Source organism: Frigoribacterium sp. VKM Ac-2530, assembly GCF_015350835.1.
In the GTDB taxonomy this organism is placed as follows: domain Bacteria; phylum Actinomycetota; class Actinomycetes; order Actinomycetales; family Microbacteriaceae; genus Frigoribacterium.
In genome coordinates this window covers 1,003,966-1,019,007 of the sequence record NZ_JADKSE010000002.1, presented here as the reverse complement: position 1 = coordinate 1,019,007, position 15,042 = coordinate 1,003,966, and the positions used below count along the sequence as shown (strand labels likewise).

The window sequence follows — 15,042 nt, the reverse complement described above, 5'->3', positions numbered from 1 at the left end:
GACCCGCGCCTCCGTCGTCCCTCGCGTCCTCGACGCGGCTCGCGTCAGTACGCGACGGAGATGTGCTCGCGGCGGTGCGCCGGCGTCTCGAGCTCGTCGACGATCGCGAGCGCGAAGTCGGCGCCGCTGACGGCGGACACGCCGGCGTCGTCGGTGAACGCGACCTCGCCGCCGACGCGGTAGCGGCCCAGCGCCTCGCCGGGCGCGTAGGCGCCGAACTGCATCGCGGGCGACACGAAGGTGAAGTCCAGCGACCCGGCGCTGGCGAGCAGCTCGCCGAGCACCTCGTTCATCTGCAGCGCCTCGCCGGCGTACTCCGGCGGGATCTGGCCGGTCTCGGCCTGGCGCGGCCCGCCCTCCTCGAGGCGCAGCGAGCTGTAGCCGCCGACGACGACGAAACGGGCGCCGTGCTGCTCGGCGAGGCCCGCGAGCTCGCGGTCGACCTCGACGATGCGTCCGTCGAGCTCGCCGCGGGGCGAGAGGCTCGAGACGACGACCTCGGCGTCGGCCACGGCGCGGGCGCGCGCGTCGGCGTCGACGAGCGACCCGGTCTCGTAGCGGACGCCCTCGACGCGGGCCTCCTCGGCGGGCACGCTGCGGCTGACCGAGACGACCTCGTGTCCGCGGCGTGCGGCCTCGGCGACGATCGCGCTGCCGGCGTAGCCGGTCCCTCCGACGACGGTGATGCGGGTCATGGCGTTCTCCTTCTGGTTCTTCTGTCCGTGGGGCTTCGCGGCTACGCTAGGTCCATTGGTCACTGATGGGAAGTAGGCACTTTTTGGTAACCATGACCAGCTCGGACGCTGCCCCGGCAACCGCTCCCGCTCCTCCTGCGGGCGGTCCGCCTCCGCTCGACCCGTACGCGGCGGGCTGCCCGTCGCGCCGTCTGCTCGACCGCATCGGCGACCGCTGGACGGTGCTCGTCGTCGGCTCCCTCGGCACGGGCCCGCTGCGCTTCTCCGACATCCGAAGGTGCGTCGAGGGCATCTCGCAGAAGATGCTGACGCAGACCCTCCGGGGGCTCGAGCGCGACGGGCTCGTCACCCGCACCGTCTTCGCCGAGGTCCCGCCGCGCGTCGTCTACGAGCTGACGGAGGCGGGCGAGACGCTCCGGACGCCGCTGCGCGCCCTCGAGGAGTGGTCGATCGCGCACTTCGGGCAGGTCTCCGGCGCCTGGGCCGAGTACGACGAGCGGGTCGGCGCCGGGGCGGACGCGCAGGGCTGAGGTCAGGGCTTGTGGGCGGTCGGGCCGGTCCGCTAGCTGCGGTCGCCGCGGAGCACGGCGGCGCGGGCCTCGCGGTGCTCGTCCGTGCTGATGACGCCGCGTGCGGCGAGATCGTCGAGCTCGACGAGCCGCTCGTCGAGGGAGCGGTCGGGCTGCAGAGCCCGTGACTGCAGCAGCCGGGCTGCGAGGTCGACCTGCGAGGTCAGCGGGCTGATGCCGTTCCGCCGGGCGCGGACGACGTTCACCACCACGAGCACCACGACCGCGACGAACCCGAGTGCGACCACGCCCAGGGCGAGGCTCCAGACGAGGTCGTAGGAGGCGGGGAACCGGACCGTCGAGAGCAGCATGTCGGTCATCCTGGCAGCCGGACGCGCCGGGCCGGAAGGGCCTCTCGATGGGATCCCCGAGGCCTGTCGCAGCGGTGGGCCAGCGATGCGGCGGCCCGGCAGGCCCGGCCGCGGGCACCGGGGTGGACGCAGCCCGGCACGAGTCGTATGGTCGACCCGTGATCATCACCGCAGTCGCGCAGCCCTCGGGGCGTCAGGAGGTCGTCGGCGCATTCTCCGCCGGCGGCAGGTAGTCGCACAGTCGACACCCCCCTCTCCTCCCCTGATCACCGCTCGTGTGCGCCGTCGTGCGCGCGCCTCCTCGCCCCCTCGACGGGCCTGCCCGGCCGTCGAGTGGTCACTTCTCGTCCTTCCCCGTCGCGGGGACGACCGGAGCTGACCACTCGTCGTGCGGGCACGTCCTGGCAGGGCCGGGGCAGGTGCGCGCGGCCCGGTGCCCGAGCACCCCTACCGACTGGTGAACCCCTGATGCTGTCCCTGACCGCCTCCGCCCTCCGCGCCTCCTTCGCGAACGCCTCGCGCAAGGAGGCCTCCGACCTCGTGCTCCCGCCCGACCTCGACGCCCTCGACTGGGACTCCCTCGAGTTCCTCGGCTGGCGCGACCCGAAGCTGCCCCGCCGCGCCTACGTCGTCGTGCCCGTCGACGGCGAGCCGGTCGGCCTCGTGCTGCGCCAGGCCGAGGCCACGACCCGGTCCCGCGCCCAGTGCAGCTGGTGCCAGGACGTGACCCTGCCGGCTCCGGTCGCGTTCTTCAGCGCGAAGCGGGCCGGTGCTGCCGGACGCAACGGCGACACCGTCGGGACGCTCGTCTGCGCCGGGTTCGAGTGCAGCGCGAACGCCCACCGACCGCCGCCGCCCGCGTACCTCGGCTTCGACGTCGCGGCCGCCGTCGAGCAGCGGGTGCTCAGCCTGCGCGAGCGGACGGCCGGGTTCGCCCGGACGGTGGTCGACGGGCGCTGACCCGGCACGCGAGGGCGCGGGGCGTCAGTCGAGGAGGCGCCCCACGGCCACGCGCACGATCGCGCGCTGGGCTTCGACGTCGGGCGTCCGCGGCTGGTCGTCCGGCAGCCCCGGCAGCTGCACCCACGCCGACGCGATCGCCAGCACGAGGGCGAAGAGGTCGTCGGGCGACCACGGCGGCGCCTCCGCCGTCGCGGCCGTCGCGTCAGGCCCTTCCGTCGCAGCCGTGACGTCCACCGCCTGGCTGGCCCCGACGAGGCGCTCCAGGTGACCGACGGAGGTGGCACGCACGCTCTCGAGGACGCCGAACGACGCCGCCCAGTCGTGCCGCTGCTCGAGCCGGGCCCAGGCGAGGAGGCGCTGGTTGGCCGGGTTGTCGACGAGGTGGTCGAAGACGGCGACCGCGAAGTCCTCGACGGAGGCGAAGTCGGCCGAGGCGGCCTCGCCGAGGTGGGCGAAGGAGGCGTTCAGCACCGCCGTGAACAGCGACTCCTTGTCGCCGTAGTGGGCGTAGAGGCGCTCCTTGCTGCAGGCGGCCGCCGCGGCGATCCGGTCGACGCGGGCGCCGGCGAGGCCGTGCTCGGCGAACTCCGCCGTGGCCGCCGCGAGGATGCGGCGGCGCGTCTCGTCCGCGTCGTAGGCCATGCGCCGACGATAGCCCCTTACGAACCCAACCAACTAGTAGGTAGTATCACTGGGTCCGCGACGGCCGCCCGTCGTGCGGCCCCCCGGAGCCCGGGGCCCAGAACCAGGAGAACAGTGACCACCTCAGCAGCACGGCCCGCCACCGGGTCGACCCAGACCGCACCTCCGTCCGACGCGCCCGCGTCCGCCCGCCGCTGGTGGGTGCTCGTGATCGTCGGGCTCGCGCAGCTCGTCGTCGTGCTCGACGGCACCATCGTCAACATCGCCCTGCCGCAGGCCCAGGCCGAGCTCGGCCTCTCGGACGAGAACCGCCAGTGGGTCGTCACGGCCTACGCCCTCGCCTTCGGCGCCCTCTTGCTGCTCGGCGGCCGCATCGCCGACTTCTGGGGCCGCAAGCGCACCTTCATCGTCGGCATGGTCGGCTTCGGCGCCGCGTCGGCCTTCGGCGGGCTCGTCTCGACCGGCGAGCTGCTCGTCACCGCCCGTGCGCTGCAGGGCGTCTTCGCCGCGCTGCTCGCCCCGGCCGCCCTGGCCGTGCTCACCACGACCTTCTCGCGCGGACGCGAGCGCAACACCGCCTTCGCCGTCTTCGGCGCCATCTCGGGTGCCGGAGCGGCCGTCGGCCTCGTGCTCGGCGGCGTCCTCACGGAGTTCGTCAGCTGGCGCTGGTGCCTCCTCGTCAACGTGCCGATCGTGATCGTCGCGATCGTCGCCGCCGCGCTCGTCGTGCGCGAGAGCAAGGCCGAGGGCGACAACCGCCTCGACGTGGTCGGCACGATCGTCGTGGCCCTCGGCCTCGCGTCGCTGGTCTACGGCTTCACCCAGGCCGAGGACGGCTGGGGCAGCCCCGTCGTGATCGGCTTCATCGCCCTCGGCGCCGGCCTGCTCGCCCTGTTCGTCCTCGTCCAGAAGCGCAGCGACCACCCCCTCCTGCCCCTCGGCGTGCTCACGAACCGCGTGCGCGGCGGAGCGTTCCTCGTGCAGCTGATCGTCGGCAGCGTCATGATCGGCGCCCTGCTCTACCTGACGTTCCACCTGCAGATCGTGCTGGGCTTCGGCCCGCTCGAGGCCGGTCTCGCGACCCTGCCGATGACGCTGGTCATCATGGTGATGGCCCCGATCCTGACGAAGCTGCTGCCGGTGATCGGGCCGCGCCTCCTCATGATCGTCGGGCCGATCGTGGCTGCCGCCGGCCTCTTCTGGCTGTCGTTCATCACGGCCGACGGCGGGTACGCGACACACGTGCTGCCCCCGCTGATCGTCATGGGCGTCGGCCTGGCCGGCATCTTCGTGCCGATGCAGAACCTCGCGCTCGCCGGGGTCGCGCCGCACGAGGCCGGCGCGGCCAGCGCCACCTCGAACGCGATGATGCAGATCGGCGGCTCGATCGGGCTCGCCGTCTACACGAACCTGTACGCGTCGGCCGTGGCCGGCAGCGCCGCGGGCGGGCTGGGAGCGCTCGTCGACGGCTACTCGGCGGCGTTCGTCGCGGCCGCGGTGGCCGCGTTCGTCGCCGCGCCGATCTCGTTCTTCATGATCCGCGGCACGAAGGAGGAGCTGCTCCCGAGCGGCCCCGTGGTGCACCTGGGCTGAGCCCGGCGCTGCCCGGCCCGGCCCTGCCGCGCACCCTGCGCCCCGCACCCCGCACCCCGCACCCCGCACCCCGCACCCCGCACCCCGCAGCGGACCATGCACCCCGTCGTTCCGGGGTGGATGGTCCACTCCGGGGTGTTTCGCGTTTCACGACGCGACGCGACGCGACGCGGCGGGGCGGGACAGGGCAGGAGGTGCGGTGTGCGCCCGGCGGGCACCGCACCTCCTCGAGCTGCGTGCCCACCATGAACCGCGAACCGAACCATGAACCGCGAGAGAACGCGGTTCATGGTTCGGTCCGCGGTTCTTCGCGCTCCGGGAGCGGCCCTGCTACTCGGCCTTCTCGGTCTGCCACTTCTCGGGGGCACGGTCGCCGTTCGGGCGGACCGGGCGCACGTCGCCGACGATCGGGATGGCGCGCTTGCGCAGCGCCCACATGTAGCGGACGAAGAAGTGGGTCAGCGTCGACAGGCGGTTGCCGTTGCCGAGCAGGCTCGTGATGTGCACGAAGACCCAGAGCAGCCAGGCGACCGGCCCGGTCATCGTGAAGCCGTTCGGCAGCTGCACCACGGCCGCGTTCGTGCCGACCGTCGCCATGGTGCCCTTGTCGTGGTACTTGAACTTCGTGGACGGCTTGCCGGCGAGAAGGCGCTCGATCTGCTCGCCGATGTGCTCGCCGCCCTGGATGGCCGGCTGGGCGAGCTGGGCGAGGGCCTCGTCGGTCGCGGCGATGTCGCCCGCGGCCCAGATGCGGTCGAGGCCCTTGACCGTGAGGTCGTCGTTGACCTGGATGCGGCCGCCGTGGGTCTGCGGCACGCCCCACGCGGCGACCTCGGCGTGCGCGGCGACACCGGTCGCCCAGACGACGAGCTCGGCCGGGATGAACTCGCCCGACGTGGTGTGCACGCCGTCGGGCGTGACCTCGTCGACGCCGGTGTCGAGCCGCAGGTCGACGCCGCGCTTGCGCAGCACCTTGGCGGCGTAGCGACGGAGGCGCGGCGCGAACGGCTTGAGGAGCTCGCCGCTGCGGTGCACCAGCGTGATCGTGATGCTCGAGGCGTCGATCTCGGGGTAGGCGTCCTTGAGGGCCTGGTCGCGCAGCTCGGCCAGCGCTCCGGCCATCTCGACCCCGGTCGCGCCGCCGCCGACGATGACGACCCGCACCTCGCCGCTGCCCTGCGACGCCGCCGCGTTCTCGAGCTGCGTGAAGAGCTCGTCGCGGATGCGGAGGGCCTGCGAGCGGGAGTACATCGAGTAGGCGAACTCGTAGGCGCCCTTGGTGCCGAAGTAGCTCGTGTTGACGCCGTTCGCGAGGACGAGCGCGTCGTACGAGATCTCCTCGCCGTCGCGGAGCGTGATGATGCGCTCGTCGGCCCGGACGGTCGTGAGGAGGCCGTGCCGGAAGTCGGCGTTCGACTGCTTCGAGCGGAGGCTGCGGAGGAAGTACGTGACGTCGCCGGCGTTCAGGCCGCCGGTCGCGACCTGGTACATGAGCGGCTGGAACATGTTGTAGACGTGCCGGTCGATCAGCGTGATGTCGACGTCGGCGTCCTTGAGGGCGCGCATCGTCGCGATGCCGGCGAAGCCGCCGCCGACCACGACGACGTGGGGCCGGGTGACGTGCGCGTCGGAGGTGCGGTCGTCGGACATGAGGGTGCTCCTGCGGGGTGCTCGGTTCGTGGCGGAGGTCGCCGGTGACCCCGATCTGCAGGCGGCTGGTTCCTCCGCCCGTGTCAGGCTACTCGCCTGTGAGGGCCCTCCGGACACCGTCCTGCACGCTGTGCAACGGGTGTCGTCGAGCTTCCGCACGCGGCCGGAGCGCAGCCGCACGCGGCCGCAGCGCGGCCGGGCGGCGTAGGGTCGTCGTCACCGGATCAGAGGGCCCCGCGCGAGCGGACGGCCGAGGGGGTACATCGTCGTGACAGGACACCACCGTCGAGGCTGCTGCGTGCCGAGCGAGCGCCCGTGAAGGGCTTCGTCCTCTGGCGTCGGGACGCGTCGCCCGTCGTCCGCCGCGACCGCGAGGGCGACGACCGCCTCCGGCTGGTGGCGTCCCTCGAGGACCTCGTCCCCCTCGGTGCCGAGATCGCCGGGCTCGTGATCGACGACGACGCGGACACGGAGACGAGCCACCTGGCGGAGGACGCGTCGCCCTCGACCGCGCCCGCCCCCGACGACCGGCCGCTCGCGCCCGTCGTCCCGCTCTTCTCCGCCGACCGTCCCGCACGTCGTCGCCGCCGCCTCCACCGCTGACGGCGGGCTCCCGGGCTCGGGCTAGGGTCGTGACGACCGTCGCGCACCGGGCCGACGGCAGTCGAGGAGGCGCGCAGCCGTGACCGAGGTCGTCCTGTTCCACCACGCCCAGGGCCTGACCCGCGGGGTCGTCGCCTTCGCCGACGCGCTGCGGGCCGCGGGCCACGTCGTGCACACGCCCGACCTGTACGAGGGGCGCACCTTCGACTCGATCGACGAGGGCCTCGAGTTCGTGCACGGCCTCGGCGTCGGCGAGGTCGCCGCCCGCGGGGTCCGCTCGGCCGCCGACTTCGACGCCGACGTCGTCTACGCCGGCTTCTCGCTGGGCGTGCTGCCCGCGCAGCACCTGGCGCAGTCGCGTCCCGGTGCCCGCGGCGCGCTCTTCTTCCACGCCTGCGTGCCCGCCGCCGAGTTCGGCACCTGGCCGTCCGGCCTCGCCCTGCAGGTGCACGGCATGGAGCACGACCCCTTCTTCGCCGACGAGGGCGACCTCGACGCCGCCCGGGAGCTCGTGGCCCAGCTGCGGGCCGACGACGCCACGGCCGACGCCGAGGTGTTCACCTACCCCGGCAGCGAGCACCTCTTCGCCGACTCGTCGCTGGCGGCGTACCGGCCGGAGGCGGCCGCGCTGCTCACGGAGCGCACGCTGGCGTTCCTCGCGCGTCACTAGCCCGCCCGCCTCCCGGGGGCCGGGTGCGCCTCCCTGGGACCCGGCCCGCGCCTCCGGGGCAGAGTGGTACGACCGCGGCACCTCGACACCGAGGGCGACCACGCGGGACGACACGAGCGAGAGGCCAGACATGAGCGACAGCACGAACGCGCACGACGACGACGCGACGACCGGGACGGGCCTCGACGCGGGCTCGGGCGTCGAGGCCGACGGCCGCTCGCCCCTCGGCCAGCAGGGGGCCTTCCGCGACGCGGAGGGCGTGGACGCCGACGCCGACTCGTCGGAGGACGACGGCACGGAGAGCGTCCCGCGTGCGGGCGGCGGGCCCGCGCCGACCGACGGCACCGGCACGAGCGGCACCGGCGTGACCGGCTCGGACGCGGTCTAGCGACCGCGCGGGAAGGCCCGCGCGACGCACGACGACCCCGCCCGGGACGAGGTCACCGCTTGCGTGCGGTGCCGTCGTCCGGGGGCGGGGTCGTTCGTCGTGGTCCGTGCGGCGCAGGCCGCCGTCCGTCAGCTCGGGGGGGCCGACCCGGCGTGCCCGGCGGCGCCCGGCGCCGTCGACAGGGCCTAGCGGCCGAGGACGATCGAGCCGGTGTGCGTGCGCACCGTCGAGGTGCGGGTGCTCAGCGCGCTGAGCTGGGCGCGGACGTACCGGCCGAGCGAGGTGCGCTGCACCGAGGGCGACACGTAGGCGCCGATGGTGACCGTGTCGCGGTGCGCGGTCGAGACGTACGAGCCGACGGGCTCGTCGCGACGGGCGGTGCTGACGTAGCGGCCGCCGAGCGGGAACGGCTGGGCGGGGGTGGTCGATGCGGTGCGGTCCATGGGGGCCTCCTCGTTCAGGGAGACGAGGGCCGCCGGTCGACTGAGGGCGGGGTGCTCGTCTCCGTCGGCGTGAGCACCACCTTAGCGCGCTTTCTTGAATAGTTCAAAACAACGCGACGGACGCCGTTCGTTCGGCGGCCAGGCGTCACGCGCCCAGCAGCAGCCGCAGCCCCAGCGCCGTCATCACCACGGCGATCAGGCCGTCGAGCACGCGCCACGACGACGGCTTCGCGAAGAACGGCTTGAGGAGGCGCGAGCCGAGGCCCAGCACCGCGAACCACAGGAAGCTGCCCGCGATGGCCCCGCCCGCCCACCACCAGCGGAGGTCCCCCGGCTGCTGGTTCGCCACCGAGCCGAGGAACACGATCGTGTCGAGGTAGGTGTGGGGGTTCAGCCAGGTGAGGGCGAGCACGGTGACGACGGCGGTCTTCCTGCTCGGCTGCACCGCGCCTCCCTCGGCCTGCAGTGCACCGGACGGCCGGATCGCCCGCTTCGCGGCGAACGCCGCGTAGACGAGCAGGAACGCGGCCCCGACGATCCGCACCACCACGAGGGCCTGCGGGGCTGCCGCGATCAGGGCTCCGACGCCGGCCACCCCGGCGATGATGAGGACCGCGTCGCTCGCCGCGCAGACGGCGATGACGGGGAGGATCACCCGGTTGACGCCCTGCAGGCCGACCTTGAGCACGTAGGCGTTCTGGGCACCGATCGCGACGATGAGGGCGAGGCCGGTGCCCATGCCGAACAGGGCGGGCAGCAGGAGGGAGGAGAAGGTCACGCCCCGACGCTAGGGAGCAGGCACCGCATCTCTCTAGCTCATGATCGTGATGCTGCATAAGCTCTGCTGATGATCACCTTCGCCTCGGAGCACCTCGTGACCCTCCGCGCCCTCGTCGACGAGGGCACCTTCGAGGCGGCGGCCCAGCGGCTGCACATGACGCAGTCGGCCGTCTCGCAGCGCATCAAGCAGCTCGAGCGCACCGCGGGGCAGGTGCTCGTGCAGCGCACCACGCCCGTCGTGACGACCGCGGCCGGCGACGTCGTGCTGCGCTACGCCCGGCAGGTGCAGCTGCTCGCCGACGACGCCGCGGTCGAGCTGGGCGCCGGCGCGGGCGGCTCAGGAGGCGCCGGCGGGCCGGGCGGGCTCGGCACGTCGATCGCCGTGGCGGTCAACGCGGACTCGCTCGCGACCTGGTTCCTCGAGGCGCTCGCCGCCCTGCCGCCGGAAGTGGGCGCCGTCTTCGACCTGCACCGCGAGGACCAGGAGAACACCACCTCGCTGCTGCGCTCGGGCACGGTGCTCGCCGCGGTCACGTCGACGCGGGAGCCGCTGCAGGGCTGCTCGTCCGAGCCGCTCGGGCTGATGCGCTACCGCGCGGTCGCGAGCCCCGGCTTCGTCGACCGCTGGCTCGGGGGAGTGCCGACGATGGGCCGCGTCGACGCCGCGCCGATGCTCGACTTCGACCGGTCGGACCAGCTGCAGCGCGGGTTCCTCCGGGCCTCTCTCGGCTACGACCCGCGACCCCCGCGCACGTTCGTCCCGTCGTCGGCCGACTTCGCCCGGGCCGCCCGGCTCGGCCTCGGCTGGGGGCTGCTGCCCGAGGCGCAGTGCCTCGACCTGCTCGCCGACGGGTCGCTCGTCGAGCTCGCGCCCGGCGAGCACGTCGACCTCGCCCTGTACTGGCAGCGCTGGGCCCTGTCGTCGCGGCTGCTCGACACGCTGACGGAGTCGGTGCGGCGCTCGGCGGCGGAGGTGCTGCTGCCGACGTGAGCGGCGCCTCCCGCGGCTGCCCGCCGCCTGCCGCGGGGCGCGGGCGTCGAGACCCGGCGAACCCGCGCGGACCCTCGTGCGCGCCGGGGGGTCCGCGCGGGTTCGCGGGGTGCCGCGGTCGGAGCTCGTCGGGGCGGTCGCGCGTGGGCGCAGGAGGCGCGCGTAGCGTGAGCCGGTGAGCAGCGCACCCGAGACCCGCACCCCCGAGACCCCCGCCGCCGAGACGCCGGCGGCCGCGGTCGGCACCGCGGAGACGGGCGCCGCCCCGACCCGCACCTTCGAGACCCGCACCTTCGAGACGCGGGTCGGCACGGTCGTCGGGCGCGTCGACGGCGACGTGGTGCGCGTGCTGGGCGTGCCGTACGCGGTGGCCGAGCGCTTCGAGGCTCCCCGGCCCGCGCCTCCTGCGGTCGGCGACGACGGGCAGCCGGTGCCGTTCCTCGCCTTCGAGCGCGCGCCTGCCTCGCCGCAGTTGGCGTCGCCCGCCATGCAGGTGCTCTTCGACGACGCGGCCCGCGGCATGGTCGACTCCGAGCACTGCCAGGCGCTGTCGATCACGCTGCCCGCCGACCTCGCCCCGGGGGAGCGGCTGCCCGTCATGGTGTGGATCCACGGCGGTGCCTACGTCAACGGCGCGGGCGACCTCGGCGTCTACGACCCGCGCTCGCTCGTCGTCGAGCAGCGCGTCGTCGTGGTCGCGGTGACCTACCGGCTCGGCGTCCTCGGGTTCCTCGGCGACGGCGACCGGGTGCCGTCGAACCTCGGGCTGCTCGACCAGCTCGAGGCGGTGCGCTGGGTGCACGACACGATCGACGCGTTCGGCGGCGACCCCGACACGGTGACGTTGTTCGGGCAGTCGTCGGGCGGCGACTCGATCGCGCACCTCATGATCAGCGACGGGGCTCGCGGGCTGTTCCGCCGCGCGATCGTGCAGAGCGCCCCGCTGGGGCTGGGCCGCGGCCGGTCCGCGATGTCGCGCGCGATGCTGCGGGTCGTCGGCGCCCCCGACCCCGACGCCACCGTCGAGGAGCTGCTGGCGGGGCAGCCCCCCGCTGAGCGGGCGGCACTGCGCTTCGGCCTGCGCGGCGGCATGCCGTTCGGCCCGCAGTACGGCCGCGCGCCGCTGCCCGCCGAGGAGGACCGCGACGCCGCCTGGCGCGACGCCGCTCCGCACGTCGACCTGCTGATGGGGGCGACGACGGAGGAGACCGGGCTCTACGTGCCGCTCGTCCGGCCGCTCGACGTGCTGACGAGCCTGCCCGTCGTCGGCGGGCTCGTGCGCCGCGTGCTCGTCCGGGCGACGACGGGGGCAGTCTACGGACGCGACGCGCGCCGCTTCGTCGACCGGCACCGCGCCTCCGGCGGTCGGGCCGTGCGGTACGAGCTGAGCTGGGCTCCGCGCGGCAGCCGCTACGGAGCCGCCCACATCACCGACCTGCCGCTGCTGCTGGGGACGAAGGAGGCGTGGGGCCGGTCGGCCCTGCTGGGCGAGTCCGACTGGGCGGAGGTCGACCGCCTCGGGCGTCGGGTCCGGCAGATCTGGGCGGACTTCGCGCGGACCGGGACCGTCGCGGCGGACGCCGCAGCCGGGGCGTCGCAGGCGCTGGTGCTCGACCGCGGCTGATCGCGGGTGCACGCCTCGGGAGAGCTACCGCGCCAGCGCCGTCAGCTCGGCCCTGGTCGAGGCCCCGGCCTTGCGCAGCAGGTTCGAGACGTGGAACTTGACGGTGTTCTCGCTGATGCCGAGAGCCTCGGCCACGGCGCGGTTGCGGGCCCCGGAGGCGACCAGCCGGAGGACGTCGCGCTCGCGCGGGCTGAGCGACACCGCCTCGTCGAGGGACCCGGGCTCGGCCGGCGGGTCGAGCGGGAGGCTGACGGTCAGGTCCGAGCCCCAGCCGGGCGTGGACGAGACCGACAAGGTCCCGTCGAGGGCGGACACGCGCTCGGCGACCGGCCGCAGCGAGTCGTCGTGCGCCGTCAGCTCGCCCGCTCCGTCGTCCCGGACGGCCATGAGGAGGTTCAGCCCGTCGCAGTCCCACTGGATGCGAACCCGGCGGGCCCTGCCGTCGTCGACGAGGGCGAGGACGGTGCTCCGCACGATGGTGCGGGCGGCGTGGGCGACCTCCCCCGGCAGGGCTCGTCCGGTCGCCGGCGGCTCGACGAACTGGACGTCGAGTTCGCCGAAGCGGACGAGCGGGCGCAGGTCGTCCCGGAGGCGCGCGAACGCCCCGACGACCGGCTCGAGCAGCAGGGAGCGCTGCTCGTCCGTCTCGGAGCGGAGCTCGACGACGGCGGCCGCCGCGACCTCGATCGCCACCGTGCGGGCCGCGCGGTCGTCGAGGCGGCCGGAGCGGAGGGTGGCGAGCAGCGACTCGAGCGTCAGCGCGTGCCGGTCGAGCAGCTCCGAGACCGTGCGCGCGTGCCGGGCGACCACCGCGCGGCTCGCCGCCGACGCGAGGTCGGGCTCCGGGAGGGGCGTGGAGGCGGCGGAGCTCGCCGGGGCGGTGGTCGGCAGGTCAGGCACGGCGTCACCCTACCCGGCCCCTACCCGCGGACCACCACCTACCCGTTCGGGTAGGTCAGCCCGCCCTGACGAACAGCGCACCCGGAGGTGCACGGGAGCAGGCTGGGACCCATGCCCGACGCAGACAGCACCCCCACCGCCTCCTCGGCCACCGCCTCCTCGACCGCCGACGCGCTCGAGCTCGTGCGCACCGAGGTGGACCGTGCCGTGCGCGCGGTCGTCGAGACCGACCCCGACGGGCTCGACGCCGTGGCCGACCTCGTGTCCGGCGCCGAGCGCGTCTTCGTGCACGGTGCGGGCCGGTCCGGCCTCGCGCTGCGGATGACCGCGATGCGGCTGATGCACCTCGGCCTGACCGTGCACGTGGTCGGCGAGGTGACGTCCCCCGCGATCGGCGAGGGCGACGTGCTGCTGACCGCGAGCGGATCGGGGACGACGAGCGGCATCGTCAGCGCGGCGCAGTCCGCCGTCGACGCCGGTGCCCGGGTCGCCGCGGTGACCACGGCCGCCGACTCGCCGCTGGCCGAGGTCGCGACCGCCGTCGTGCTCGTGCCCGCCGCCGAGAAGCTCGACCGCTCGGGCTCCGCCTCGGCCCAGTACGCCGGCGGCCTCTTCGAGCAGGTCGTCGTGCTCGTCGGCGACGCACTGTTCCACGCCCTGTGGCAGCGCTCCGGCCAGAGCGCCGACGACATGTGGCCCCGCCACGCCAACCTCGAGTAGCCGACGGCTGCTCGACCCGCACGTCCCACCCCGAAAGAAGGAGCACCACATGAAGCTGCAGTTCGCCATGGACACCCTGACCACCGAGGCCGCCCTCGAGCTCGCCGCCGCCGCCGCGCCCAGCGTCGACATCATCGAGCTCGGCACGCCGCTGATCAAGGCGGAGGGCTTCCGCGCCATCACCGCGATCAAGGAGGCGCACCCCGACAAGGTCGTGTTCGCCGACCTCAAGACGATGGACGCCGGCGAGCTCGAGGCCGGCGAGGCGTTCAAGGCCGGCGCCGACCTCGTGACCGTGCTGGGCGTCGCGGGCGACAGCACCATCGCCGGTGCGGTCAAGGCCGCGAAGGAGCACGGCAAGGGCATCGTCGTCGACCTGATCGGCGTGCACGACAAGGCCGCCCGCGCCAAGGAGGTCGTCGCCCTCGGCGCCGAGTTCGTCGAGATGCACGCGGGCCTCGACGAGCAGGCCGAGGACGGCTTCACGTTCGAGACGCTGCTCGCGGCCGGCAAGGCGTCGGGCGTGCCCTTCTCGGTCGCCGGCGGCGTCAAGGCCGCCACGGTCGGCTCGGTGCAGGACGCGGGCGCCCAGGTCGCCGTCGCGGGCGCCGCGATCTACGGCGCCGACGACGTCGCGGACGCTGCGCGCGAGATCCGCGCTGCGATCAAGTAGCGCGCTGCCGCTGCCGCTGCCGCTGCCACTGCCGCAGCCGCGCAACCTGCCGAGGGCGGGTGAACGGCGCCAAGGGCGGGTCGTCAATGACCCGCCCTCGAGCCAGTTCACCCGCCCTCGACGTGTGCCCGCGGCTAGTGCACCAGCACGACGGCGAGCGTCGTCGGGGCGTCGTGGCCCGGCCACGTCGCGGACAGGACCTGCGTCGTGTCGTCGTGCGCGCCTCCTGCGGCCTCGGCGAGGGAGGCAGGCGAGCCGCCGCCGTCGGGGGTCCGCGCGACCACGAGGGTGCACGAGCCCGCGTCGACGACGGTGGCGCCGTCGACCACGCGCGTGCCCCGCACCGAGGTGGGAGGCACTGCCGCGCCGGTCGTGCCGCTGCCGACGACGACCATCTCCGACTCGCGGGGCACACGCTCGCCGTCGACGGTCTGCAGCACCTGGTCGGCCTGGCCGTCGCCGGTGAGCGCGGCCGCGATCGTCGCCGCGACGAAGACGGGGTCGCCGCACCCGTCGTAGACCCAGCGCTCGCCGAGCACCGAGTGCTGCATCGTGCCGACCAGCAGGTCGTCGGCGCCCTCGAGCGGGGCGCCCCGGTAGGTCAGCGGCACCTGCAGCACGGGGCCGTCGCCGGCGCGGACGAGCAGCACCTCGACGCCGACCTCGCCGGCCGGGTCGTCGAGGCGGAACGCCGCGACCTTCTCTAGCGGCCCGGGATCGCCCTCGAACCACGGCTGGCTCGGCGCCCAGGCCGCGAGGGCCTCGAGCTTCGACGGGACGAGTTCGGCCTGGTGGAGGAGTGCCATGCCGCGATCGTAGGGGGCGGG

18 protein-coding genes are annotated in these 15,042 nt (G+C 74.4%); 10 read left to right on the top strand and 8 right to left on the bottom strand.

Annotation, left to right across the window (positions count from 1 at the left end; genetic code table 11):
* Nucleotides 1-44 precede the first annotated feature (44 nt).
* Nucleotides 45-695, bottom strand: a complete 651-nt coding sequence (locus ITJ48_RS13750; RefSeq protein ID WP_194614082.1) for an NAD(P)-dependent oxidoreductase — start codon at nucleotides 693-695, stop codon at nucleotides 45-47.
* 92 nt (nucleotides 696-787) lie between these two features.
* On the opposite strand from ITJ48_RS13750, the gene ITJ48_RS13745 reads away from it, so the two are divergent.
* Nucleotides 788-1,225: a helix-turn-helix domain-containing protein gene (locus ITJ48_RS13745; RefSeq protein WP_194614081.1), complete on the top strand. Its 438-nt coding sequence runs from the start codon at nucleotides 788-790 to the stop codon at nucleotides 1,223-1,225.
* Between the two features lie 32 nt (nucleotides 1,226-1,257).
* Here ITJ48_RS13745 and ITJ48_RS13740 read toward each other — a convergent pair whose 3' ends face one another.
* The gene (locus tag ITJ48_RS13740) at nucleotides 1,258-1,575 is read right to left on the bottom strand and encodes a hypothetical protein (RefSeq protein ID WP_194614080.1); all 318 of its coding nucleotides are present in this window, start codon (nucleotides 1,573-1,575) and stop codon (nucleotides 1,258-1,260) included.
* 468 nt (nucleotides 1,576-2,043) lie between these two features.
* On the opposite strand from ITJ48_RS13740, the gene ITJ48_RS13735 reads away from it, so the two are divergent.
* The gene (locus tag ITJ48_RS13735; protein ID WP_194614079.1) at nucleotides 2,044-2,535 is read left to right on the top strand and encodes an FBP domain-containing protein; all 492 of its coding nucleotides are present in this window, start codon (nucleotides 2,044-2,046) and stop codon (nucleotides 2,533-2,535) included.
* Nucleotides 2,536-2,559: 24 nt separating this feature from the next.
* Here the strand turns inward: ITJ48_RS13735 and ITJ48_RS13730 are convergent, their stop codons facing one another.
* Nucleotides 2,560-3,180 (bottom strand): TetR/AcrR family transcriptional regulator, encoded by a 621-nt coding sequence (locus ITJ48_RS13730; protein WP_194614078.1) that lies wholly within the window; start codon nucleotides 3,178-3,180, stop codon nucleotides 2,560-2,562.
* 114 nt (nucleotides 3,181-3,294) lie between these two features.
* On the opposite strand from ITJ48_RS13730, the gene ITJ48_RS13725 reads away from it, so the two are divergent.
* Nucleotides 3,295-4,773: an MFS transporter gene (locus ITJ48_RS13725; RefSeq protein WP_370544930.1), complete on the top strand. Its 1,479-nt coding sequence runs from the start codon at nucleotides 3,295-3,297 to the stop codon at nucleotides 4,771-4,773.
* Between the two features lie 330 nt (nucleotides 4,774-5,103).
* On the opposite strand, the gene ITJ48_RS13720 is transcribed toward ITJ48_RS13725, so the two are convergent.
* The gene (locus tag ITJ48_RS13720) at nucleotides 5,104-6,423 is read right to left on the bottom strand and encodes an NAD(P)/FAD-dependent oxidoreductase (protein WP_194614077.1); all 1,320 of its coding nucleotides are present in this window, start codon (nucleotides 6,421-6,423) and stop codon (nucleotides 5,104-5,106) included.
* A 315-nt stretch (nucleotides 6,424-6,738) separates the two neighbouring features.
* On the opposite strand from ITJ48_RS13720, the gene ITJ48_RS13715 reads away from it, so the two are divergent.
* The 3 genes from ITJ48_RS13715 (at nucleotide 6,739) to ITJ48_RS13705 (ending at nucleotide 8,084) form a co-directional block, all read left to right on the top strand.
* Nucleotides 6,739-7,026 (top strand): hypothetical protein, encoded by a 288-nt coding sequence (locus tag ITJ48_RS13715; RefSeq protein ID WP_194614076.1) that lies wholly within the window; start codon nucleotides 6,739-6,741, stop codon nucleotides 7,024-7,026.
* A 79-nt stretch (nucleotides 7,027-7,105) separates the two neighbouring features.
* Nucleotides 7,106-7,696, top strand: a complete 591-nt coding sequence (locus ITJ48_RS13710; RefSeq protein WP_192040614.1) for a dienelactone hydrolase family protein — start codon at nucleotides 7,106-7,108, stop codon at nucleotides 7,694-7,696.
* 130 nt (nucleotides 7,697-7,826) lie between these two features.
* Nucleotides 7,827-8,084, top strand: coding sequence for a hypothetical protein (locus ITJ48_RS13705; RefSeq protein WP_194614075.1), 258 nt, complete (start codon nucleotides 7,827-7,829; stop codon nucleotides 8,082-8,084).
* A 185-nt stretch (nucleotides 8,085-8,269) separates the two neighbouring features.
* On the opposite strand, the gene ITJ48_RS13700 is transcribed toward ITJ48_RS13705, so the two are convergent.
* Nucleotides 8,270-8,527, bottom strand: a complete 258-nt coding sequence (locus tag ITJ48_RS13700) for a hypothetical protein (protein WP_194614074.1) — start codon at nucleotides 8,525-8,527, stop codon at nucleotides 8,270-8,272.
* A 145-nt stretch (nucleotides 8,528-8,672) separates the two neighbouring features.
* A complete protein-coding gene (locus ITJ48_RS13695) occupies nucleotides 8,673-9,305 on the bottom strand; it encodes a LysE/ArgO family amino acid transporter (RefSeq protein WP_370544929.1) in 633 nt (210 codons plus the stop codon).
* Between the two features lie 69 nt (nucleotides 9,306-9,374).
* On the opposite strand from ITJ48_RS13695, the gene ITJ48_RS13690 reads away from it, so the two are divergent.
* Nucleotides 9,375-10,298: a LysR family transcriptional regulator ArgP gene (locus ITJ48_RS13690; protein WP_228506909.1), complete on the top strand. Its 924-nt coding sequence runs from the start codon at nucleotides 9,375-9,377 to the stop codon at nucleotides 10,296-10,298.
* A 175-nt stretch (nucleotides 10,299-10,473) separates the two neighbouring features.
* Nucleotides 10,474-11,922 (top strand): carboxylesterase family protein, encoded by a 1,449-nt coding sequence (locus ITJ48_RS13685; protein WP_194614073.1) that lies wholly within the window; start codon nucleotides 10,474-10,476, stop codon nucleotides 11,920-11,922.
* Nucleotides 11,923-11,946: 24 nt separating this feature from the next.
* Here ITJ48_RS13685 and ITJ48_RS13680 read toward each other — a convergent pair whose 3' ends face one another.
* Nucleotides 11,947-12,822, bottom strand: coding sequence for a LuxR C-terminal-related transcriptional regulator (locus ITJ48_RS13680; RefSeq protein ID WP_370544928.1), 876 nt, complete (start codon nucleotides 12,820-12,822; stop codon nucleotides 11,947-11,949).
* Nucleotides 12,823-12,933: 111 nt separating this feature from the next.
* Here ITJ48_RS13680 and hxlB point away from each other — a divergent pair, with 111 nt between their 5' ends.
* The gene (gene hxlB, locus ITJ48_RS13675; protein WP_194614072.1) at nucleotides 12,934-13,542 is read left to right on the top strand and encodes a 6-phospho-3-hexuloisomerase; all 609 of its coding nucleotides are present in this window, start codon (nucleotides 12,934-12,936) and stop codon (nucleotides 13,540-13,542) included.
* Between the two features lie 49 nt (nucleotides 13,543-13,591).
* On the top strand, nucleotides 13,592-14,215 hold the full coding sequence (hxlA, locus tag ITJ48_RS13670) for a 3-hexulose-6-phosphate synthase (RefSeq protein ID WP_194614071.1): 624 nt from the start codon (nucleotides 13,592-13,594) through the stop codon (nucleotides 14,213-14,215).
* Between the two features lie 134 nt (nucleotides 14,216-14,349).
* Here hxlA and ITJ48_RS13665 read toward each other — a convergent pair whose 3' ends face one another.
* Nucleotides 14,350-15,021 (bottom strand): hypothetical protein, encoded by a 672-nt coding sequence (locus ITJ48_RS13665; RefSeq protein ID WP_194614070.1) that lies wholly within the window; start codon nucleotides 15,019-15,021, stop codon nucleotides 14,350-14,352.
* Nucleotides 15,022-15,042: the final 21 nt, after the last annotated feature.